We start from the raw sequence: 21,619 nt of genomic DNA, 5'->3' as shown, positions 1-21,619 counted from the left end.
CTTTTTTATTTAGTAGCATGTTTAATTAACGAACAATACCACGCTTCGATTGTTCCAAAGAATCAATCAGCAACTGAACTTCAGGAACTTCAGGCAGGATTTCCGCACGAATCTGTTGAATCGCCTGTTCGGTGGTTAAACCTTCCTTGTAAATCAATTTAAATCCTTGACGCAGTCCTTGGATCACATTCTTAGACCAACCTTTACGACGCATACCTTCTACATTCATTGCAAATGCATGCGCTGGATTACCTGAAACCATCACATAAGCAGGAACATCTTTCAAAATTAACGAAGCACCGCCAATCATGCTGAAAGAATCGATCTTGCAGAATTGATGAATCCCGGAGTTGCCACCCACTACCACATAATCGCCGACATGAACATGTCCAGCAACACCGACATTATTGGCAAAAATATTATAATCGCCCACCACACAGTCATGTGCAATATGGGTATTCACCATCAATAAATTATGGCTACCAATTTTAGTGATGCCCTGATCTTGAGTCGTACCACGGTGTAAACTGCAATGTTCACGAATTGAGTTGTGATCACCAATTTCAAGCCAGGTTTCTTCGCCAGCATATTTTAAATCCTGACATACTTCACCCACACTCGCAAATTGGAATATTTCGTTGTTTTTCCCAATGCGAGTATAGCCACCTATAACTACATGTGAATGTAGCTTAGTGCCTTCACCAATGCTGACCTGTGGCCCAATAATACAATAAGGACCAATTTGTACATCTGCAGCAATCACTGCAGATGAGTCAATAATGGCGGTTGGGTGAATTAAATCGTTATTACTCATGCCTGCTCTATTTTCTGATGCGAAACTATAATTTCCGCGGTAGTTGCTACAACGCCATCAACAGTGGCTATACAATTATATTTGTAAATGCCACGTTTATGCATAACCAACTCTGATTTTAATACGAGTTGATCACCAGCAACGACTTGTTTTTTAAAACGAACCTTTTCAGCGCCCGCAAAAAGAAACAATGAACCGGGCCCTGGTTTTTCATTATTCATGATAAAACCAAGTATACCAGAGACTTGAGCTAATGCCTCAACAATCAGCACTCCAGGCATAATTGGATAACCTGGGAAATGTCCCTGTAAAAACTCTTCGTTGATCGAAACATTTTTATAACCAACAATACCATTATCAGTCACATCAACGACTCGATCGACCAATAAAAATGGATAGCGGTGAGGTAAATATTCACGAATTTGTTGAATGTGCATTGGCAATTCAGGCTTCGTAAATGCAGGAGTATTCGACTCAGTCATCATATTCTATTTACGCTTAAAAGTTGATTCAAGGGACTCTATTTGAGCCTGTATATGATCAAGCCGTTTCACCAGTTGGGTCAATGGCACATCTGCTAATTGTTTAAAGCGTACAGCAGCGCGTTTCCAGTGCAAACTTTCCAGTATGGGTGTGCCAGAAGAATAGCTACCCGCCTCAGAAATATTTTTTGTGACCATTGACATGCCGGTAATTGTAACATTATCCGTAATATTGATGTGACCTACCACTCCGACTGCACCTGCAAATACACAGTTTTTGCCAATTGTGGTACTCCCTGCAATACCGCATTTTGCTGCAATTGCTGTATTGGCGCCAATCTTAACGTTATGCGCAATTTGCACAAGGTTATCAATAATCACGCCATCTTCAAGAATTGTGTCGTCTAATGCGCCACGATCAATACTACAATTTGATCCAATTCGGACGTCATTCCCAATTTTAACCGAGCCTAATTGTGCAATACGATGCCATTTGCCTTGATAAGGGGCAAAGCCAAAACCTTCTCCACCAATCACACTGTTAGCATGAATACGTACTCGACTGCCCACTTTAGTTTCACCGGTTAAAGTGACGTGTGAATCAATAAAACATTGTTTGCCGATTTCTACATCATCATCGATTTTAACGTGGGATTGAATGACGGTTTCATCGCCCACCACACAATTTTCACCGATCACCACATAATGTCCAATATAGGCACTATCAGCAATCATTGCAGACGAATGAATTTTAGCTGTACTTTCGATACCCTGCCCGGTATGTTTTTTTTCAAAGACATGCGTCAAAATTGCGAAAGCAAGATAAGGATTATCGACAATAATAAAATTATTATGCGTATCTAACTGGGATTTTAAAGCTGCAGTGACAATGAGTGCACCTGCTTTTGAGGCACGTGCATGATCTAAATATTTTTCCGCATTTACAAATGCAATATGTTTGGCTTGAGCGACATCTAAGCTTGCCAATCCTTCTAAAGTTAAATCAGGTTGACCGACATACTCACCTTGTACAAGGTGAGCAAGATCTTCTAAGCGAAATTGTCTAGGATTCATTGATTACTTAATAATATTGACCTTTTGAATCATTTTATCAGTTAAATCATATTTAGGGTCATAGGCAAGCGCTGAATTTTTATTTAAAACAATATCTAAATTATTCTCTTTACGCAATTGTTCAGCAGCTTGCTTCACACGCGCATCAAAAACAGTGCGGATTTGTTGAATGGAGCTTTGCACACTACCCTGCACGGATTGTTGTAATTGATTCAACTCTTGAAACTTGGCTTGATACTGTGCCGACAGTTTTTGCTTTTCTGCATCAGTAAATTTGGTGTTGGATTGTGCTCGTTGCTGTAATACTTCAAGCTCTTTAGACAGTTGCTCAATTTTAGTGGTTTGTGGCTGAATTTTTTGCTGTACAGCGGTGTTTTGTTGTTTTAAATAACTACTATTTTCCACCAGACGTTCTAAATCAATCACCCCATAACCGGCCTGCGTCAAAGAGCTCATGCTTGCCAAAGCGATACCCATCGCCATCATCATTTTTTTCATCATTTTCTCTTTAAGTTTGGTTGTGTCAATACATCCAATAATGTATTAACACAACCTGAATTATTCTTAGGCAATTTTAGAATGTACGGCCAATTTCAAACTGGATATTTTTAGTTTGATCACCCGGTTTATCATTTAATGGGTATGCATAGCTGAGTGAAAGGGGACCAATCATGGTAATCCAGGTAAAGCCAACGCCAACGCTGTAACGGAAGTTGTCAGCATCAAAACCAAAATTGTCTTCACAATATTGTTTAGCATCAACTCCAGCATTGCCATTTAAATATAAGCTTCCATTAGGAACACTACATTGGGTATCAAATACCTGTGCCCCTTCAGCAAAGACTACTGGTCGAACCTGACGCGTCCAGTCTCCTTTAAATGGTAATGGTAATGCGAGTTCTGCACCGAATTGTACTAGAGCATTACCACCCACTTCTTCAGGATCATAGTCCTTAGTTCTAGTCTCATTATATGTTACACCCGGATATTTCGGACCCAAGGTACTGTTGTCATAGCCACGAACTGAACCAAAACCACCTGCATAGAAGTTTTTATAGAAAGGTAAATCATTACCGTACCCTAACTTACCATAGCCACGAAGCACAAAGTCATATGGCAATGGCAAGAATGCTTGCGCATCATAGGTCAGTTTTTGATATTCAACTTCACTGCCTGGTAATGCAATTTCACCATTCACACGATGTGACATACCTGAGGTCGGGAAAACAGGACGGTTTAAAGTATTATAAGACCAACCTAAATTTAAATTATAGGTTAAAAAATCACCATTAAATTCATTATCAAATGGAACTTCTGCTCCCGCTGGGCAAGTAGGTATACCTGTTGTTGGATCTGGGATAAGTGTGACACTACACCTTGTACCTGAACCAGTAGCTTTACCACCATTCGCTAATAAATAATCTCGAACATAAGTCGAAACATATGGACCTGTGGTGACGTCAGTTTGGTCAATATTTAGACCTGCACTGATGCTTTGGTTCTCATCAATTGGATATCCAAAGTTAATACCACCACCAAAACTGTCCGTCACGTAGTTGTTGACGTTATAGTCGTCATTCAACTTGGTTTTACGGTAATACATGTTATAACCACGACGTACACCGTCAATGGTGAAGTACGGATCAGTCACACTTAAATTATAATAGTCTTGCGTTTCTGAACGAGACAAATCGATAGATACACTATTACCTGTACCCAAGAAATTAGTCTGACTTAAACCCGCCTGGAAGGTTATACCACCACTTTGTGAGAAACCTACAGCCAGGGTACTTGTTCCAGAATGTTGCTCTTCAACATTGATATTTAAATCAACCTGATCCGGTACATTAGGAATACGGGCAGGTTTAATATCTACAGTTTTGAAGAAACCGGTCCGTTCCAGACGAACTTTAGACAAATCAATTTTTTCATTGCTTGCTAATGCGCCTTCCATTTGACGCATTTCACGACGTAATACTTCATCCGCAGTTTTGGTATTACCGGTGAAGTTAATACGACGTACCGTCACTTGTTGACCTGGATTAATATAGTAATTCAAATTAACCAGTTTGTTTTCTTCATTAATTTCAGGAACCATGTTCACTTCGGCATAGTAATAACCTGCATTACCATACTTACGAAGTAAAAGCTGTTTGACTGCATTTACTTTTTCTTGAGAGTAAGTCTCACCATCTTTATAAATTTGCAGCGCTTTCAATTCTTCTGGTTTATAAAGTGCATCACCCAGAAACTTGGTCTCACCAAATTTAAACTGTTCACCCTCTTCTACAGCGACTTCAACAAAGATATTCTTTTTATCTTCACTCAGGTTCAAGCTGGAGTTAGTAATATTAAAATTGATATAACCTTTGTTTAAATACAATGCGCGCAAAGCTTCCAGGCTGGCAGCCATCTTCTCTCGTGCATAACGATCGTTACGGGTAACAATCGAACTCCAGCTACTTTCTTTAACTGCAAAAGCTTGCTTGATCTCGCTTTCTTTAAAAACAGTATTGCCAATAATATTGATGTCAACAACTTTAGCTGCTTTACCTTCCACAAACTCGATGGTTAGATCAACTCGGTTGTTTGGTCTAGCGACTGTTTTAACACTTACATCTGCGTCATAACGGCCTTGCTGCATATATTGTTGTTCAAGTTCGGTTTCAATGGTTTGCAGGGCAGATTTTTTCAAAACCTCACCTTCGGCAATACCCATTTTTTTCAGCCCATCTTCAAGGGCTTCTTTAGGAATCAGTTTATTCCCTTTAAACTCCACCTTGGAGATCAGTGGACGTTCAACCACGGTAAAAATGAGCGTATCCGATTCTCTTGATGCTTTGATATCATCAAACAAGCCCGTGGCATATAAAGCACGAATCGAATTTGCAATAGTCGTATCATCGACACGATCGCCAGCATTGACCGGCAACATCCCATAGACATTTGTTGGCGTTAAACGAACAAGCCCGTCAATTTTGATATCGCGGACAATGAATTCATCTGCTGCATATACTTGTTGTACTGCTGCCATTGCACTAATGAGCGCCAAAGGCATAAATAAATGTGTGTGCTGCATGCCAGTCTTTTCCGATGTTAATTTATTTCGAATCTGCGTTGTTATAAACGCATGAAGTCATTGAATAATGCCAGGAGCATCATGCTGCCGAGCAGTACCATACCAATTTTCAAACCAACCAATTGTATTTGTTCAGAAACAGGTTTACCACGAATCAGCTCAATAAAATAGTAAACTAAATGTCCACCATCCAGCATAGGAATCGGTAATAAATTTAAAATACCTAAACTTACGCTCATTAGAGCCATAAAAGAGATAAAGGTCTGCCAACCCATTTCCGCACTTTGTCCTGCCACTTTGGCAATGGTGATTGGACCGGATAGATTATCCAGGCCAATTAAACCACGAAACATTTTGACGATCGAGTTCAAAATCATACCTGAAATTTGACCCGTTTTATCAACCGCCATCACAAATGCTTCAGTCGGACTATATTGAATCATTTGTTTGTAATCTGCAGGAATATTTATTTTCCCGGGGATATTCTGTACACCCAACACACCTGAAACATTACCCATGTTGTCACGTTTACCCTGTGGCATCACCTGTAAATGTAGCAATTGATTTTGACGTAAAATATCTATTTTTAACATTTTTTCTGGTGAAGCCTGAACAACTTGAACCACATCGAACCAATCATTCATTTTCACCCCATCAATCGCAATAATTTTATCGCCTTCTTTCATCCCTTGACGAATCGCTGCACCATCTTCACTGAGTTTAGTAGCAATAGCAGGAATATTGGGGCGATATGGCATAAAGCCTAAACTATCTAAAGCAGATTGATTTTGATTCTTTAAGAAATCGTGAATGGGTAACTGGAAGGTTTTGACTTGCCCCTCACGTTCTGCCTGAATTTGGATTGAACCTGTTTCACCAACACGATCGACCAAAGCAAAATTCAATTTTTCCCAGGTAGGTGTTTCAGTACCATCCACTGTAGTAATTTTGTCACCAATCTGCATTTGAACAGTTGCAGCAGGTGAATTCGGTAACACTTTACCCACACGGGTATTGAGTTGTTCTTGCGATGGGATAAATAAAATCCAGAATAAAACCACAGCAAAAGCTAAATTAATGAGTGGACCTGCGGCTACAATGGCGATCCGCTTCCAAGGATGCTGACGGTTAAATGCTTGGGGTAAATCTTGTTCAGCAACATTGCCTTCACGCTCATCCAACATTTTTACATAGCCACCTAATGGCAATGCAGAAAGCTGATATTGAATACCAGACTTCTTAGACGTCCATTTCAGCAATGTTGGCCCAAAACCAATGGAATAGACTAAAACTTTCACCCCAAGTTTACGTGCAACAATATAATGTCCAAACTCATGGATCGCGATAAGCGGTCCAAGTAAGAGAATGGCTGCCACAACAATAAACAAGGCACTCATGCTTTAGTTTCCTTTACTGATGACAATTTGCTGGGCTACAGAACGAGCAAGCTTGTCAACTTGTAAAATAAGTTCAATCGATTCCGCAGCACCACTTTCAACCTGATTCAAGGTTTGTTCAACCACTTGAGGAATTTCAGTAAAGCCAATGCTACTTTTTAAAAATGCTGCAACAGCAATCTCATTCGCAGCATTTAAAATTGCGGGTGCCAGCCCCCCACTTTGCATTGCTTGTCGAGCCAACTTCAATGCAGGGAAACGTGCAGTATCAGGTTCTTGAAAATCTAGCTGATGATTCATAAACAGGTCAAGTGCAGGCACATGGGTTTGAATACGTTCAGGCCATGCCAGCGCATGTGCAATTGGGGTACACATATCAGGATTACCCATCTGCGCCAAAGTCGAACCATCCACGTATTGAACCATAGAGTGAATAATACTCTGCGGATGAACCACCACTGTTACAAACTGTTCTGAAATTGCAAAGAGATGACAGGCTTCAATGAGTTCCAAGCCTTTATTCATTAAAGTTGCAGAATCGACAGAAATTTTTTGTCCCATCGACCAATTCGGGTGCTTGCACGCTTGTGCAGGCGTCACACTGTTTAATTGTTCTAGACTATGCTTTAAAAAAGGACCGCCAGAGGCTGTAAGCAAAATACGTGACACACCTTGTTTGGGTTGGCCATTTCTTTTAGTCTGAAAATAATTCTGAGGCAAGCATTGGAAAATAGCGTTATGTTCCGAGTCCACAGGAAGCAGTTCTGCATGATAATCATGCGCAGCTTGCATCATGAGTTCACCCGACATCACCAGTGCTTCTTTATTTGCCAATAGAACCCGCTTACCAGCTTTAACCGCTGCCAGTGTAGGCAATAAACCTGCCGCACCGACAATTGCCGCCATGACCACATCGACATCGGCATGTTCAGCAACAGCAATTAAACCGGCTTCATCGCTTAGAATTTCAATATGATTAATATTTTGATTTTTAAAATATTGTTTTAGTTCATTAACTTTATTGGAGGGAACAACCACGATTTTCGGTCGGTACTGTTTGCATATTTCAACAAGTTCCGCAATCCGACTATATGCCGTGACTGCAAATACAGAATATTTTTCAGGATGTTGTTGCAGAATTTTCAGGGTACTTTGACCAATAGAACCCGTTACACCTAATATACAAACAGATTGTGACATCTATAAATCTACACCAATAAGTTTTAAAACATACATGCCTGCAGCAAAAATTGGAGCAGCAGCAAGCAATGAATCAATACGATCAAGCACCCCACCATGTCCTGGCAAAATACGACCCGAATCTTTAATTCCTGCACGACGTTTGATCATAGATTCAAACAAATCACCCAATACAGAACTAAATACTGTCACTATAGATAAAATTAAAAACAGAATATGTTGAGCTAAAGTTAAATCTAAATAAACAACTTCAACCACCACCACAATAATCATTGCAGTGAAAATACCGCCATATAAACCTTCAACCGATTTATTTGGACTGACATCTGGTGCCAGTTTTTTCTTACCCAACTTACGTCCGACAAAATAAGCACCACTATCTGCGCCCCATACCAGTAAAAACAGGTACATGAGCCACCATGGCGAGCTATGCCAAACCGAAAAAATTGCGGTAACCGCAGCAGAAATTAAAATAAAACCGATTACATTTAAGCTTGGATTATACCATCCATCATAACTTGGATACGATTTAACCCAAAAGATGCTTAAAATCCATGAAAAAATGGAAGCTGCCCAAAGTAATAGAGCGATATCATTAAAATATAAGGCCAAAGTTGCTAATGCTGCGGTCGCCAATCCATAACCCCAAGCAAAGGGTTTAATAAGATTTTTGTTTTTTCCTGGCATGAGCTTAAACCACTCATATCCTGCGACCCCTGCTGCAACAATCATCAGCACAAACATTGGATACTGAGACTGTGTAGCAAACATACAACTAAGTACGACTGCTACCAATACCAATGCGGTTATAATCCGCTCTAACATTTATTAATTCTCGATTTTCTCTTGTTGGATTTGCTCTGAAGTTTTACCAAAACGACGTTCACGACCAGCAAAAACTGCCAATGCATCATCGAATTCTTCAACAGTAAATTCAGGCCATAAGGTTTGGGTAAAATACAACTCAGCATAAGCGGCTTGCCAAAGCAAAAAATTTGACAAACGATAATCACCACCAGTGCGAATCAGTAAATCTACCGCGGGTAAATCCGCCATACTGACATGTTGCCCAAACAACTCAACATTTATATCTTCAACTGCGATTTTTTTTGCCACAGCATCTGCTGCAATTTGTTTTGCAGCCTGTGCCATATCCCACATACCACCATAACTGATGGCGATGGTCAAAGTCATGCTGTCGAACTTAGCAGTCCATTGTTCGGCTTGCAACATCAACTCACGCAAATGTGCAGTTAAACGAGAACGATCACCAATAAAACGTAAAGCAATATTGAATTGTTGCATTCGAGGCAGTTGCTCCTGGATTGTTTCTTCCAACAATGCCATGAGTAGATCAACCTCAAATTGGGGACGATTCCAGTTTTCACTAGAGAATGCAAAAACGGTTAATGCTTGAATTTTATTTTTTCTACAGTGCTCAACAATCGGATCCAGGACATTTTTCCCTTCACGGTGTCCAGCACCCTTTTGCATTTGCATTTTTTTTGCAAAACGATTGTTGCCATCCATGATGATGGCAACATGTTTTGGAAGAGGTAAACTGTCTTCTGATACAGTCATTAAATCTTAGACCTTCATCAATTCAGCTTCTTTCGCAGCAAGGCGTCGGTCTACTTCGGCAACAAATTTGTCCGTGATTTTTTGGATATCATCTGATGCACGACGATCATCATCTTCAGAAATTTCTTTTTCTTTCAATAATGCTTTGATGTCGCCCAATACATCACGACGGATGTTACGGATTGCAACTTTTGCATTTTCAGCTTCAGTACGTGCAACTTTCTGCATGTCACGACGTGTTTCTTCAGTCAGTGCAGGCATTGGAACACGAATAGCATCAGCAGTAATCGGATTTAAACCCAAACCAGCTTCACGAATCGCCTTATCAATTGCTGAAACCATTGTACGCTCAAATGGCTGCACAACCAGTGTACGAGAATCTTCAAGACCCACGTTTGCCACTTGGTTGAGAGGCACGTCAGAGCCATAGTAAGGAACCATCACCCCATTCAAGATAGATGGATGTGCGCGGCCAGTACGAACTTTAGCAAAACCATGTTCTAAAGACTCTAAAGTCTTGTTCATACGGTCTTCACTGTCTTTTTTAAGATCGTTAATCATATGATCTTCCTTACTTAATTCTAAGAGATGTAATTATTGAATAGCATGTAGTATAAAGAGCTTTCAGGCTCACGTCATTAATTGGTAACGTGAGTCCCTTCTTTTTCGCCCATAACCACTGAAAGCAATGAACCCGACTTATTCATATCGAATACTTGAAGTGGCACATTGTGGTCACGGCATAAACAGATTGCCGTTAAATCCATAATGCCCAACTTTTCATCTAGTACCTGATCAAAGGTAAGCGTTTCGTATTTTACTGCATCGTCATATTTGCTTGGATCTTTATTATATACGCCATCCACTTTAGTGGCTTTCAAGATCAGGTGGGCTTCAATTTCAATACCACGCAAGCAAGCGGCTGTATCCGTAGTGAAGAACGGATTACCCGTACCTGCAACAAATACGCACACTTCACCTTGAGTTAAATAACGAATCGCATCACGGCTTGAATAGGATTCAACGACTGCACCAATAGGCAAAGCAGACATTAAACGGGTTTTAATATTGCGACGCACCAAAGCATCACGTAATGCCAAGCCATTCATTACAGTGGCAAGCATACCCATTTGGTCACCTGTTACACGGCCAACCAAACCATCTTTTTGCAGTTGGCTACCGCGGTACAGGTTACCACCACCTACCACGATACCGACTTGCACACCCAAACCGACCAAATGTGCAATGGCTAAAGACATTTGATCAAGCACTTGTGCATCAATCCCCATGTCTTTATTTCCAGCAAGCGCCTCACCAGAAAGCTTGAGCAAAATACGTTCATAACGGGGCTTTTTTGAATCCAACATCAGGAAATCTCCGAATCTTCCAATATCTAAAATTTTATTCGTATACTTTTATGACAGATCAAGCTGCTTTAATTCGAATTAACTTTGCATATAAATCATATTCATCTGCATCGGTAATTTCGACTTCAAGCAAATCACCAGCTTTAACTTGACTCTTATCAATATCTTCAACAAAGACATTACCATCAATTTCAGGCGCATCTGCATAAGAACGTGCCACAGCCACCGGAAATTCATCTTCCAGATCGTCTACCAGTACAGTCATGGTTTGACCAATGCGTTTTTGCAGTTTGGCTGCTGAAATTTCTTGCTGTACTTGCATAAAGCGTTCGTAACGGTCTTGCTTGATTTCTTCAGGTACATGATCCGGCAGATCATTTGCTGTCGCACCTTCTACAGGGGAATAGGTAAAGCAACCTACGCGATCAAGCTGTGCTTCCTTGAGCCATTCAAGCAGAATCTGGAAATCTTCTTCAGTTTCACCCGGGAAACCCACCACGAATGTTGAACGAATCACCAGTTCAGGACATTTTTCACGCCAAAGTTTAAGGCGTTCTAATGTGTTTTCACTATGCGCCGGTCGTTTCATCAATTTTAAGATCCGCGGGCTGGCATGCTGAAAAGGAATGTCCAGATATGGCAGGATTTTACCTTGTGCCATCAAGTCAATCACCGCATCCACATGTGGATATGGATAAACGTAATGTAGGCGCACCCAGATGCCGAGTTGACCTAAGGCTTCACACATGTCGAAGAATTTGGTTTTAACCGGCTGACCGTTCCAGAAATCGAGTTTATACTTGGTGTCTAAACCATAAGCAGAAGTATCTTGAGAAATAACAAGGACTTCTTTTACGCCTGCATTTTTCAGCGCTTGTGCTTCGCTTAAAACCGAACCTACAGGACGAGAAACCAGATCACCACGCATGCTTGGAATAATACAGAATGTGCAACGATGGTTGCAGCCTTCCGATATTTTCAAATAGGCATAATGTTTAGGGGTCAAACGAATCCCTTGTTCAGGAACAAGGTCAATATATGGGTTATGCTTTGGTGGTTCAGGTACGTACTGATGTACGGCCTCCATCACTTCTTGATATGCCGCGGCACCGGTCACTTTAAGGACACTTGGGTGCATTTTACGAATTTTGTCTTCATCTTTACCCAAACAGCCAGTCACAATGACACGACCATTTGCGCTTATCGCTTCGCCAATTGCATCTAACGATTCTTGTACTGCAGATTCAATAAAACCACAGGTATTAACAACAACCAAATCAGCACCTTCATAATCTGATGCTACATCATAACCTTCAGTCTTTAACTGAGTTAAAATTCGTTCGGAATCTACCAATGCCTTAGGACAACCTAAAGAAACAAAACCGACTTTGGGGGATTTCATGAATCTGCACTCCACTATAATGCGCGTATTGTATGTCTTTTCCGATCATAAAAATAGGTAGAAAGCCGACTCTTTGCATAACGCACCAAAATACGTCCAAATTTTTATCAAATATTTTAAGCGCACCATTTTGGTTCACTAATATTTTTATTTGCTTTAATATGTTATTTAAATTCTGTACTCAAATAACAAAAAGCACATTTTTATAGCTTCAGAATTTTTATTTCCACCCTTGCTCAAAGTTGGCGTGCATTTTGCTTTATTTCGACAACATTTAACTGGTTGAATGTCCCATAACAGGGAGGAATAACAAGAGGTGCAGATACCATTGCGCTATTTTAATACAGGATACTTTCGCTAATGGATCAACCCGTCGGGATCGACTATCGCCTTTTAGTGGATAACTTAACCACCGCCATTTTACTGGTCGATAGCCAGCTGAATATTTTTTATTTAAATTCTTCTTGTGAATCTTTGTTTGACATTAGTTTGCTACGCGCGTCAGGCCAGCCTGTTTTGAATTTACTGCATATGCCGGATGATGAATTCAATACTGAAGAAGCTTTATTGAACACTTTCATCACGGGACAAAATTACACCCGCCGCGAAGCAACTATCAGTGTCAACTTTAAAGATATGCATGTGGATTATACGGTTTCACGAATAAACGATCAAAAACCGTATCACCCACTTCTACTAATAGAATTAAATCCAATCGACCGGATGTTGAAAATTTCTAAAGAAGAAAACCTGATTCAACAACATCAAGTTGCACGGCAACTGATTCGTGGTGTGGCACACGAAATTAAAAATCCTTTAGGGGGCATTCGTGGTGCAACCCAACTGCTGGCACGTAGTTTAAATGATCCTCAATATTCAGAATTTACTGATATTATTATTAGTGAAGTGGATCGCTTACGTAATCTGGCAGATACCCTGCTCGGTTCACGTCAATTACCAAGTTATGAATCAGTGAATGTACATGAGCCACTCGAACGTGTCCGTTCACTGGTTACCAATCAAACTAAAAAGAAAATCAAAATCATTCGGGACTATGATTTGTCTTTACCTGACGTCATGGCAGACCGTGATCAGCTGATTCAGGTGATGCTCAACATTAGCGTAAATGCCGTACAAGCCATGATGGAAAATAAAGAATTCTTTGTTGACCATCAACCTGAACTTATTTTGCGAACACGGATTCAACGCCTCGTTACTATTAATGGTGTGTTAAAGCGTTCTGCTGTTCGTATTGATATTGAAGACAATGGTCCAGGTGTACCAGAAGAGATTTTAGAATCGGTGTTTTATCCATTGGTCACAGGACGTGCCAAGGGCACAGGCCTTGGTTTGAGCATTGCACAAAATATTATGCACCAACATAGCGGAATGATTGAATGCCAGTCAGTTCCAGGAAAAACAGTCTTTAGCTTATATTTACCTTGGGAGTTTAACCATGTCGCGAAATAAAATATGGGTAATTGATGATGATCGCGCCATGCGCTGGGTATTGGAAAAAACATTTAAAGAAGAAGGTTTTGACGTTACCAGTTTTGAAGAAGCACAATCTGCGCTTGATCAACTGAATACAGATACACCTGATGTGATTTTGACCGATATCCGTATGCCAGGAATAGATGGTTTAACCTTTTTAGGCAAAGTCAAAACCAGTCACCCTGATCTGCCTGTCATTATTATGACCGCACATTCGGACCTGGAATCTGCGGTTTCAAGCTATCAAACCGGTGCTTTTGAATATCTGCCAAAACCCTTTGATATTGATGAAGCATTGGCATTGGTCAATCGCGCAATTTTGCATATTGCCAAGTTACAACAACAAGAATCTGCAAAAACAGCACCACCTATTCAAACCACCGAAATCATTGGTGAATCACCTGCAATGCAGGAAGTTTTCCGTGCGATTGGCCGTTTGTCACAGTCACACATTACTGTACTGATTAACGGTGAATCGGGAACTGGCAAAGAACTGGTTGCGCATGCCCTGCATCGTCATTCACCACGTAGCAGCAAGCCTTTCATTGCCTTAAACATGGCCGCCATTCCTAAGGACCTGATTGAAACTGAACTTTTCGGTCATGAAAAAGGCGCGTTTACTGGAGCCAACTCACAACGTCAAGGTCGTTTTGAACAAGCCAACGGCGGTACGCTATTTTTAGATGAAATCGGTGATATGCCCTTTGAAACCCAAACACGTTTACTGCGTGTTTTGGCAGATGGTGAATTCTATCGGGTGGGCGGACATATTCCGGTAAAGGTTGATGTGCGTATTGTTGCAGCAACGCATCAAGACCTGGAAAAGCTGGTGCATGATGGCCGCTTCCGTGAAGACTTGTATCATCGCCTGAACGTGATTCGTATTCATATTCCAAAACTGGCCCATCGTAGTGAAGACATTCCGATGTTGGCGCAGCATTTCTTGGCACGTGCAGGTAAAGAATTAGGGGTGAATCCTAAAATCTTGCGTCCTGAAACCCAAGAGTATATGCAACAATTACCTTGGCAAGGCAACGTCCGTCAGCTAGAAAACACCTGCCGCTGGCTTACCGTCATGATTACCGGACGTGAAGTTTATCCTGAGGATTTACCAGCTGAATTAAAACAGATTCCCATTCAACGCTCTGGTGATGAGGCGCAACCGCACAATACTTCTGATCGTGTTTCGCTGCATCATTGGGATGAATTACTGGCGCAATGGGCGATCCAAAAGCTTAAAAATGGCGAAATGAAGATTCTGGACATTGCTACCCCCATGTTCGAGCGTACTTTAATTACTGCCGCTTTACAGCAAACCCGTGGTCGCAAACGTCATGCCGCTGAATTACTCGGTTGGGGACGTAATACCTTGACTCGCAAGCTGAAAGAATTAGGAATGGACACCGCAGATGAGGATATTGAAGAAGAAGTTATCGAAAACTAAATTCCTTCTACTTCCCTAAAAATAAAAGCCTCTTCAAGATAATGCCAGTCAGTTAAAAATTGACTGGCATTATCTTTTATAATTATGGAGATTCATTCGATAGATATAAACGCCATTCACAATCCACCAGATGTTAGTAAGCTATTGTCTTTTCAATAAAAGATTAAGAAATACAAATTAAACAGGTTTATGAATAACAAAAATGCTTTTAGTTCTTTTAGCAAATAGAAACACTGGTTCGCACGGAAGCAATGAACCCCTAAGATAGGATTAAAACAGCTAAGGCCCCTTCCACACTAATCAAAAGTTAAATAGTTTATTTTAAAATTTCTTAACTGACGAGTATTACCAGGTTCGGAAGCTTTTTTGTTAAATGCTATTTATGCAGTAAAACCTACATAGCGAGAATACCCAGCTATGCCCAAATCAGATTGAAAAATCAAATAATTGGGATAAGTAGATTGCGTGATTTCTGCAAACATATTTACCTGATCATCATGCGCATGCAGATCATCCACCGAACGCGGCATGCTTTGCTCAAATTCATCGGTCATATATTCAAAACCGATATCCATGGCAATAAATAAAGTATGCTCACAAGGCTGCACATACTGCTCTTCAGCCCAATTAATGACATCTTGTTGACAATGGGGACACTGAATGTTGTCCGTTGCTTGAATGGATAACGAGATAAGTTGATAAGCCATATAAAAATAAGTCTGTTTGCTATATATACATTTTAGCAAATTATTGAGCCGACTTTATTTTTTCAATCCATATTTGCAATAAAAAAGGGAATCTTTAGATTCCCTTTTTAAAGTCATGTTTTTTTAAAGATCAGCAATCATCTATTTATGCGCAGATTTATAACGCGATAATGCAGTGACCGCCACAGCAGAAATTACCACTGCCGGCAAACTCGCCATTAAAATACCCGTGGTTCCTAAACCGAGCGCCAATATTTTCCCTGTCAGCAAGGGTCCGGTCATCGCACCTAAACGCCCTAGAGAAATCGCACTACCCACACCGGTCACTTTACCGGTGCCTGAATAAAAGATCGGTGAAATACCGTAAAGAATGGATTGACCACCTGTTGAGAAGATCCCGCCCATTACCCCCGCCAAAACCAACATTGGAATAGATGTGGTGGTGAATAACAAACTCAAGGCAACAAACAAACCACTATAAATAATCACTGCCATTTGCCAGAGTTTTAAGCGATCAAGCAAGTAACCCAAAGCCAAAGTCCCAATTACCGCGCCCACCTGGAATACCAACATCACCATGAATGCTTGTTGTTTTTGCAAACCTTGTTCCATCAGCAAGTTAGGCAACCAGCTAATCAAAATATAATTGATCATTAAGGTAAAGAAGAAACCGACCCAAAGTGGCAAGGTATTTTTATACTGTTGGTCTTTAAACAATACTTGCGCCATTCCCGGAACAGCTTGTGTAGATACTTGTGCTACAGCTACAGGGTTTGGCTTATCTTTAAGAATAAACGCCATAAATGGAATAAACGCTAACGGCGTTAAACCACCAATCAAAAACAAGGTATGCCATTCGATTTCAGGCAATAAAATTGCCAGACCAGCTACAAAAATTGCGCCAACGGGTAAACCACAATACATCAGGCTATTTAACTTGCCGCGATTGGCTTCCGTTGCTTCATCACCCACCACTGAAATCATGGTCGGCATTGCTGCACCCAAGCCAAGTCCAGTAAAGAAGCGTGCTGCGTATAAAAATTCGACGCTTGGTGCAATTGCAGTCAGCGACATGAAAACACCAAAAATACCAATAGATAACATCAGGACTTTCTTTTGTCCCAAATAATCTGCAATACGTCCACCAAAGAATGCCCCAAACAGCATTCCAAATACGCCCAAACTAAAGACATATCCCATCTGAATCTGATCTAAACCAAAGGTTGCCGCAATTCCTTTCGCTGCAATACCTGGTGCTTGAAGATCGAAACCTTCAAAAAATGCGACCCAAAAACACAAAAATATCGTTAAGATTTTTTGTAGTTTCCCTGTGTGTGTTTGTGCCATGATTGATCTCCATCAATAGTATACAAATCGTTTTTACAATAACGACTCATCTCACTATTCTCTGTGCAATCGTTCGATAGAAATACCACTACAATAGTCGGATTTCATGGCATAAAAATATGGAAAGCCCATCAAATTAGACTTAAAAGATTAAACAAGTAGACAATTTAAGTCTTAGTATTATTTATTGGTATTTATTTTCAATGACTTATATTTATAGTAGTTATTTGTGATTAAACCATATTCAAAATTGATTCATGAAAATTAAGCATAAAAAAACCCGCCTTATGCGGGTTTTTTTAAACCGGAAAATTACGCAGATTTCTTCGCTTGGGCATTCTTACGAATCGTAATCATGACTAACTGTACCGCAGCAGGTGTAACACCCGGAATACGGCTCGCTTGCGCTAAAGTTTCAGGACGCACATCTTTCAATTTCAAGGTGATTTCACGCGATAAACCAGAAATGATATCAAAGTCAAAATCGGCAGGAATACGTGTTTCTTCCAGACGCTTCATCTGTGCAACATCTTCATGTTGACGGTTGATATAACCGGCATATTTCACTGCAATTTCAATTTGCTCGCCCACAAATGGAGTCACTTCAGAATTGGTTAATTCTGCAATTTGAGCAAAATTGATATTTGGACGTTTCAACAAATCAATCGCAGAACACTCTTTAGAAAGATCTGCACCTGTCAACTCAACGAATTTTTTACCCATTGGATTGTTGGGCGCAGCCCATAAATGCTGTAGGCGACCAGTTTCTTTTTCCACTGCTTCCATTTTTTCGCAATAAGCTGCCCAACGCGTATCATCAACCAAGCCCATTTCACGGCCGATTGCAGTTAAACGTTGATCCGCATTGTCTTCACGCAGCATCAAACGATATTCGGCACGTGAAGTAAACATACGATACGGTTCTTTTGTACCGAGTGTAATCAAATCATCAACCAACACGCCCATATACGCTTCATCACGTTTTGGTGTCCATTGTTCTTGGTCCCAGGCACGGCGTGCAGCGTTTAAGCCTGCAAGTAAACCTTGTGCACCCGCTTCTTCATAACCCGTGGTACCGTTAATCTGACCTGCAAAATACAAATTAGCAATGGCTTTAGTTTCAAGCGAGAATTTCAATGCTTGTGGATTAAAATAATCGTATTCGATTGCATAACCCGGACGAAGAATGTGCGCATTTTCCATACCACGGATTGATCGTACCAATTCAAACTGCACGTCAAAAGGTAATGAAGTTGAAATACCGTTTGGATAAAGCTCATGCGTATCCAGACCTTCTGGCTCAAGGAATACTTGGTGAGAATTTTTATCTGCAAATTTGTGAATTTTATCTTCAATTGACGGGCAATAACGCGGACCTACCCCTTCAATTTTACCGGTATACATAGGTGAACGGTCGAGTCCGCCACGAATAATTTCATGAGTACGTTCGTTGGTATGGGTGATATAGCAATTCACTTGTTCCGGATGCATAGATGCATCACCCATGAATGACATGGTCGGAGACGGGAAATCACCAGGCTGCGGCGTCATGACAGAGAAATCAACTGAACGTGCATCAATACGTGGCGGTGTACCTGTTTTTAAGCGACCGACTGGTAAATTCAATTCACGTAAACGTGCAGCCAATGAAATTGATGGCGGATCACCCGCACGACCACCGTTAGATTTTTCAAGTCCGACATGAATGACACCTCCCAAGAAGGTACCCGTAGTTAACACCACAGTTTTCGCATCAAAGCGAATCCCCATTTGAGTCACTACACCTTTAACTGTATCGCCTTCAACAATTAAATCATCCGCCGCTTGCTGGAAAATATCTAAGTTAGCCTGATTTTCTAGAGTTTCACGAATGGCTGCTTTAAATCGTACACGGTCTGCTTGCGCACGCGTGGCACGTACCGCAGCGCCTTTACGTGAATTTAAAATACGGAATTGAATACCGCTCTTATCGGCAGCAAGTGCCATTGCACCGCCTAAGGCATCAATTTCACGAACTAAATGGGATTTACCAATACCACCGATGGCAGGATTACAGCTCATCTGCCCTAAAGTCTCAATGTTATGAGTTAAGAGCAAAGTCTGGCGACCCATACGCGCTGCAGCAAGTGCTGCTTCGGTACCTGCGTGACCGCCACCGATAACAATGACATCGTAAACTTTAGGATAATGCATAATGGTTTGAGAGATAAAAAAAGAAAGACGGATTATTATATCAAAACTGAGAAAGATAAGTGGATAAAATCAGTCGATTTTATCAATCAAGACCTGACTGTGTAGCAATCCATAAAAAGTTGCAATGTAATCATGCTTTGCAGAGTTACTATAGAAACAAAACACTTAGTCGGCAAAAATTTACGTGATTGGCATTGTTTTATTTTGGTTATTTTTTAAGCTTGATATTGGATACATTACAACCAAAGGTATAAAAGATGAATAAGAATTTCCTGCTCTCATCCATTCTATGTGGTTTATGTCTTGCACCATTTGCAGCCTCTGCCAATGATAAAGTTGAAAAGGTTTATAATGCGCAGAAATATCAACAGGTTTGTAAAGGTAAAACTCAAGGTGCTCAAGTCAGCTTTGCTTATCGAGGTGTAATCTGGAATGGTACCTGTGAACCTCAATTCTTCCCTTCTGCAAAAAATGCTGCTGTTAATGGAGATGAAGTAGAATTAACCACTGCTTGTAGTGGAGATATGAATACTAAAATGGTAATGGTGAATGGTACAGAAATCAAAGGGAAATGCGCTTTAGGTTTTGTACCACCTCGACCTTCAATGCAGTCCCAACCTAATATGCAACGTCAAATGCAGTCCCCACCGGATATGCAACGTCAAATGTATTCTCAGCCTGGAATGCAACCTGAAATGCAAACTCAACCACAAATGCAACCTTAACCTAAACTTCTGTCGCAATAATTTATATAAGACACTAATTTTATTCAAATTATCAACGGGTAAAAGAACTACTTTTACCCGTTCTGCATATTGATTATTTACACAACTCGTTTAAACTCAAAGCATATTAAAGGATAAAAAATAGAAAAAAGGATATTCCATGAATTCGGGTTTATTTGCTTTTTTTTTACCCGTAGCGCTTGCCATTATGATGACAGGATTAGGGCTGGAACTTACAGTAAAAGATTTTCTTCGTATACAACGCCACCCTAAAGTTATTTTTTTGGCTTTATTTGCCCAACTGATTATTCTGGTTTTGATCGCTTTTTTAATCTGTATTTTGTTAAAACTCCCTCCACTATTAGCTGTAGGCTTGATGCTCCTGGCTGCTTCACCCGGTGGACCAACTGCAAACTTAATCAGCTATCTTTTTAAAGGTGACGTAGCACTCAATATTACGCTCACCGCGATTAACTCGCTGATTTGTACTTTTACCTTGCCGTTTATCGTCAATCTGTCGATTCATTACTTTCTAGGTGACCATGCAAAAATTGGTATGCCGGCTGAAAAAATCACCCAAGTCTTTTTAATTGTTTTTATCCCGGTTTGTTTGGGAATGTTGATTCGTTCAATCGCACCCAACCTTGCACTAAAACTGAATAGACCCATGCGATTATTTTCCGTGCTGTTTTTATTTTTGATTTTCTTTTATGCCATATATAGAGAACGTTTTAACATTGTCGAATATTTTGCCGATATTGGATTTGCAACTGCGCTTTTTTGTTTTATCAGTTTATCGGTTGGCTATCTTATACCGCATATGGCAGGGATTTCTGACAAACAGGCACGCGCTTGTACCTTTGAAATAGGCATTCATAACACCTCAGTTGCAATGACGATTGCATTATCCGTATTATCTAGTACCACCATTGCTTTACCTGCTGGAATCTATTCTATTTTTATGTACATTTTTGCTTTTATCTTTGGCTACATTTTAACAAGACGCCCACGACTCCCTAAAGAAGAAAATTCAGCAGTAATGAATGATTAAAATGTCTGATTCATAGAGACAATAGATGCTTTTGATAGATCTAGGCTGTGATGGGAATAAAATCTAAGTAAAATAATGATTCCTCCGCGCAATTGTCTTCATTCCAAGCAAAAAAAATCAAAGACAATTAATGCGATTACCAGGTAGTGACTAAAGAACAATTTTTGCTATTCCATATTCTATATATATCCGCTATACACTTAACAGTATTCAAGTTATATAAATCAGTACAAGAAAATTTCCACCCAGAGCAAAAAAATAA

The 21,619-nt window shown here is 40.3% G+C and carries 18 protein-coding genes and 1 pseudogene; 4 read left to right on the top strand and 15 right to left on the bottom strand.

What is annotated here, in order from left to right:
- Window positions 1–25: 25 nt before the first annotated feature.
- The 12 genes from lpxA to rimO form a co-directional block, all read right to left on the bottom strand.
- The gene (gene lpxA, locus AY606_RS04850; RefSeq protein ID WP_067865587.1) at window positions 26–814 is read right to left on the bottom strand and encodes an acyl-ACP--UDP-N-acetylglucosamine O-acyltransferase; all 789 of its coding nucleotides are present in this window, start codon (window positions 812–814) and stop codon (window positions 26–28) included.
- Window positions 811–1,296, bottom strand: a complete 486-nt coding sequence (gene fabZ, locus AY606_RS04845; protein ID WP_171255359.1) for a 3-hydroxyacyl-ACP dehydratase FabZ — start codon at window positions 1,294–1,296, stop codon at window positions 811–813. Before fabZ ends, lpxA begins: the two co-directional genes overlap by 4 nt.
- Before the next feature lie 6 nt (window positions 1,297–1,302).
- Window positions 1,303–2,370 carry a UDP-3-O-(3-hydroxymyristoyl)glucosamine N-acyltransferase gene (lpxD, locus tag AY606_RS04840; protein ID WP_067865581.1) on the bottom strand — a complete coding sequence of 356 codons (1,068 nt, stop codon included), beginning with the start codon at window positions 2,368–2,370 and terminating at the stop codon, window positions 1,303–1,305.
- A gap of 3 nt (window positions 2,371–2,373) precedes the next feature.
- On the bottom strand, window positions 2,374–2,868 hold the full coding sequence (locus AY606_RS04835) for an OmpH/Skp family outer membrane protein (protein ID WP_067865578.1): 495 nt from the start codon (window positions 2,866–2,868) through the stop codon (window positions 2,374–2,376).
- Window positions 2,869–2,944: 76 nt separating this feature from the next.
- Complete coding sequence (bamA, locus tag AY606_RS04830; RefSeq protein WP_067865574.1) at window positions 2,945–5,449, bottom strand: outer membrane protein assembly factor BamA; 2,505 nt, start codon at window positions 5,447–5,449, stop codon at window positions 2,945–2,947.
- A gap of 41 nt (window positions 5,450–5,490) precedes the next feature.
- Entirely contained in the window at window positions 5,491–6,846 is a 1,356-nt protein-coding gene (rseP, locus tag AY606_RS04825; RefSeq protein WP_067865572.1) for an RIP metalloprotease RseP, read from the bottom strand.
- A 3-nt stretch (window positions 6,847–6,849) separates the two neighbouring features.
- Window positions 6,850–8,046: a 1-deoxy-D-xylulose-5-phosphate reductoisomerase gene (gene ispC / locus AY606_RS04820; RefSeq protein ID WP_067865568.1), complete on the bottom strand. Its 1,197-nt coding sequence runs from the start codon at window positions 8,044–8,046 to the stop codon at window positions 6,850–6,852.
- Window positions 8,047–8,871 (bottom strand): phosphatidate cytidylyltransferase, encoded by an 825-nt coding sequence (locus AY606_RS04815; protein WP_067865565.1) that lies wholly within the window; start codon window positions 8,869–8,871, stop codon window positions 8,047–8,049.
- 3 nt (window positions 8,872–8,874) lie between these two features.
- Window positions 8,875–9,627 (bottom strand): polyprenyl diphosphate synthase, encoded by a 753-nt coding sequence (uppS, locus tag AY606_RS04810; protein ID WP_067865563.1) that lies wholly within the window; start codon window positions 9,625–9,627, stop codon window positions 8,875–8,877.
- A 6-nt stretch (window positions 9,628–9,633) separates the two neighbouring features.
- Entirely contained in the window at window positions 9,634–10,188 is a 555-nt protein-coding gene (frr, locus tag AY606_RS04805) for a ribosome recycling factor (RefSeq protein ID WP_067865558.1), read from the bottom strand.
- 77 nt (window positions 10,189–10,265) lie between these two features.
- On the bottom strand, window positions 10,266–10,994 hold the full coding sequence (gene pyrH / locus AY606_RS04800) for a UMP kinase (RefSeq protein ID WP_067865555.1): 729 nt from the start codon (window positions 10,992–10,994) through the stop codon (window positions 10,266–10,268).
- A gap of 58 nt (window positions 10,995–11,052) precedes the next feature.
- A complete protein-coding gene (rimO, locus tag AY606_RS04795) occupies window positions 11,053–12,396 on the bottom strand; it encodes a 30S ribosomal protein S12 methylthiotransferase RimO (protein ID WP_067865552.1) in 1,344 nt (447 codons plus the stop codon).
- Window positions 12,397–12,756: 360 nt separating this feature from the next.
- On the opposite strand from rimO, the gene glnL reads away from it, so the two are divergent.
- A complete protein-coding gene (glnL, locus tag AY606_RS04790; RefSeq protein WP_067865549.1) occupies window positions 12,757–13,866 on the top strand; it encodes a nitrogen regulation protein NR(II) in 1,110 nt (369 codons plus the stop codon).
- Window positions 13,853–15,334 carry a nitrogen regulation protein NR(I) gene (gene glnG, locus AY606_RS04785; protein ID WP_067865546.1) on the top strand — a complete coding sequence of 494 codons (1,482 nt, stop codon included), beginning with the start codon at window positions 13,853–13,855 and terminating at the stop codon, window positions 15,332–15,334. The genes glnL and glnG overlap by 14 nt, the downstream gene beginning before the upstream one ends.
- 380 nt (window positions 15,335–15,714) lie before the next feature.
- On the opposite strand, the gene AY606_RS04780 is transcribed toward glnG, so the two are convergent.
- From AY606_RS04780 to mnmG, 3 genes are all read right to left on the bottom strand, one after another.
- The gene (locus AY606_RS04780; protein ID WP_067865543.1) at window positions 15,715–16,041 is read right to left on the bottom strand and encodes a hypothetical protein; all 327 of its coding nucleotides are present in this window, start codon (window positions 16,039–16,041) and stop codon (window positions 15,715–15,717) included.
- Between the two features lie 141 nt (window positions 16,042–16,182).
- The gene (gene mhpT / locus AY606_RS04775) at window positions 16,183–17,388 is read right to left on the bottom strand and encodes a 3-(3-hydroxy-phenyl)propionate transporter MhpT (RefSeq protein ID WP_067865540.1); all 1,206 of its coding nucleotides are present in this window, start codon (window positions 17,386–17,388) and stop codon (window positions 16,183–16,185) included.
- Between the two features lie 312 nt (window positions 17,389–17,700).
- Window positions 17,701–19,581, bottom strand: a complete 1,881-nt coding sequence (gene mnmG, locus AY606_RS04770; RefSeq protein ID WP_067865537.1) for a tRNA uridine-5-carboxymethylaminomethyl(34) synthesis enzyme MnmG — start codon at window positions 19,579–19,581, stop codon at window positions 17,701–17,703.
- A gap of 257 nt (window positions 19,582–19,838) precedes the next feature.
- Here mnmG and AY606_RS04765 point away from each other — a divergent pair.
- Window positions 19,839–20,186: pseudogene (locus AY606_RS04765) on the top strand (hypothetical protein); the annotation flags it as partial.
- Between the two features lie 280 nt (window positions 20,187–20,466).
- Window positions 20,467–21,357 (top strand): bile acid:sodium symporter family protein, encoded by an 891-nt coding sequence (locus tag AY606_RS04760; protein WP_067865531.1) that lies wholly within the window; start codon window positions 20,467–20,469, stop codon window positions 21,355–21,357.
- The last annotated feature ends 262 nt before the right edge of the window (window positions 21,358–21,619 follow it).

This window comes from Acinetobacter sp. SFB, from assembly GCF_001647545.1.
Taxonomy (GTDB): domain Bacteria; phylum Pseudomonadota; class Gammaproteobacteria; order Pseudomonadales; family Moraxellaceae; genus Acinetobacter.
Note: the sequence above shows the minus strand (reverse complement) of the source record. Positions and strands in the feature narration are given on the sequence as shown.

What these genes read in the sequence shown, in the direction of transcription:
- frr (WP_067865558.1), bottom strand. Translation starts at nt 10,188, where the DNA reads ATGATTAACGATCTTAAAAAAGACAGTGAAGACCGTATGAACAAGACT.
- mnmG (WP_067865537.1), bottom strand. Translation starts at nt 19,581, where the DNA reads ATGCATTATCCTAAAGTTTACGATGTCATTGTTATCGGTGGCGGTCAC.
- lpxA (WP_067865587.1), bottom strand. Translation starts at nt 814, where the DNA reads ATGAGTAATAACGATTTAATTCACCCAACCGCCATTATTGACTCATCT.
- lpxD (WP_067865581.1), bottom strand. Translation starts at nt 2,370, where the DNA reads ATGAATCCTAGACAATTTCGCTTAGAAGATCTTGCTCACCTTGTACAA.
- AY606_RS04760 (WP_067865531.1), top strand. Translation starts at nt 20,467, where the DNA reads ATGAATTCGGGTTTATTTGCTTTTTTTTTACCCGTAGCGCTTGCCATT.
- mhpT (WP_067865540.1), bottom strand. Translation starts at nt 17,388, where the DNA reads ATGGCACAAACACACACAGGGAAACTACAAAAAATCTTAACGATATTT.
- glnG (WP_067865546.1), top strand. Translation starts at nt 13,853, where the DNA reads ATGTCGCGAAATAAAATATGGGTAATTGATGATGATCGCGCCATGCGC.
- glnL (WP_067865549.1), top strand. Translation starts at nt 12,757, where the DNA reads ATGGATCAACCCGTCGGGATCGACTATCGCCTTTTAGTGGATAACTTA.
- pyrH (WP_067865555.1), bottom strand. Translation starts at nt 10,994, where the DNA reads ATGTTGGATTCAAAAAAGCCCCGTTATGAACGTATTTTGCTCAAGCTT.
- AY606_RS04780 (WP_067865543.1), bottom strand. Translation starts at nt 16,041, where the DNA reads ATGGCTTATCAACTTATCTCGTTATCCATTCAAGCAACGGACAACATT.
- ispC (WP_067865568.1), bottom strand. Translation starts at nt 8,046, where the DNA reads ATGTCACAATCTGTTTGTATATTAGGTGTAACGGGTTCTATTGGTCAA.
- bamA (WP_067865574.1), bottom strand. Translation starts at nt 5,449, where the DNA reads ATGCAGCACACACATTTATTTATGCCTTTGGCGCTCATTAGTGCAATG.
- rseP (WP_067865572.1), bottom strand. Translation starts at nt 6,846, where the DNA reads ATGAGTGCCTTGTTTATTGTTGTGGCAGCCATTCTCTTACTTGGACCG.
- AY606_RS04815 (WP_067865565.1), bottom strand. Translation starts at nt 8,871, where the DNA reads ATGTTAGAGCGGATTATAACCGCATTGGTATTGGTAGCAGTCGTACTT.
- uppS (WP_067865563.1), bottom strand. Translation starts at nt 9,627, where the DNA reads ATGACTGTATCAGAAGACAGTTTACCTCTTCCAAAACATGTTGCCATC.
- fabZ (WP_171255359.1), bottom strand. Translation starts at nt 1,296, where the DNA reads ATGACTGAGTCGAATACTCCTGCATTTACGAAGCCTGAATTGCCAATG.
- AY606_RS04835 (WP_067865578.1), bottom strand. Translation starts at nt 2,868, where the DNA reads ATGAAAAAAATGATGATGGCGATGGGTATCGCTTTGGCAAGCATGAGC.
- rimO (WP_067865552.1), bottom strand. Translation starts at nt 12,396, where the DNA reads ATGAAATCCCCCAAAGTCGGTTTTGTTTCTTTAGGTTGTCCTAAGGCA.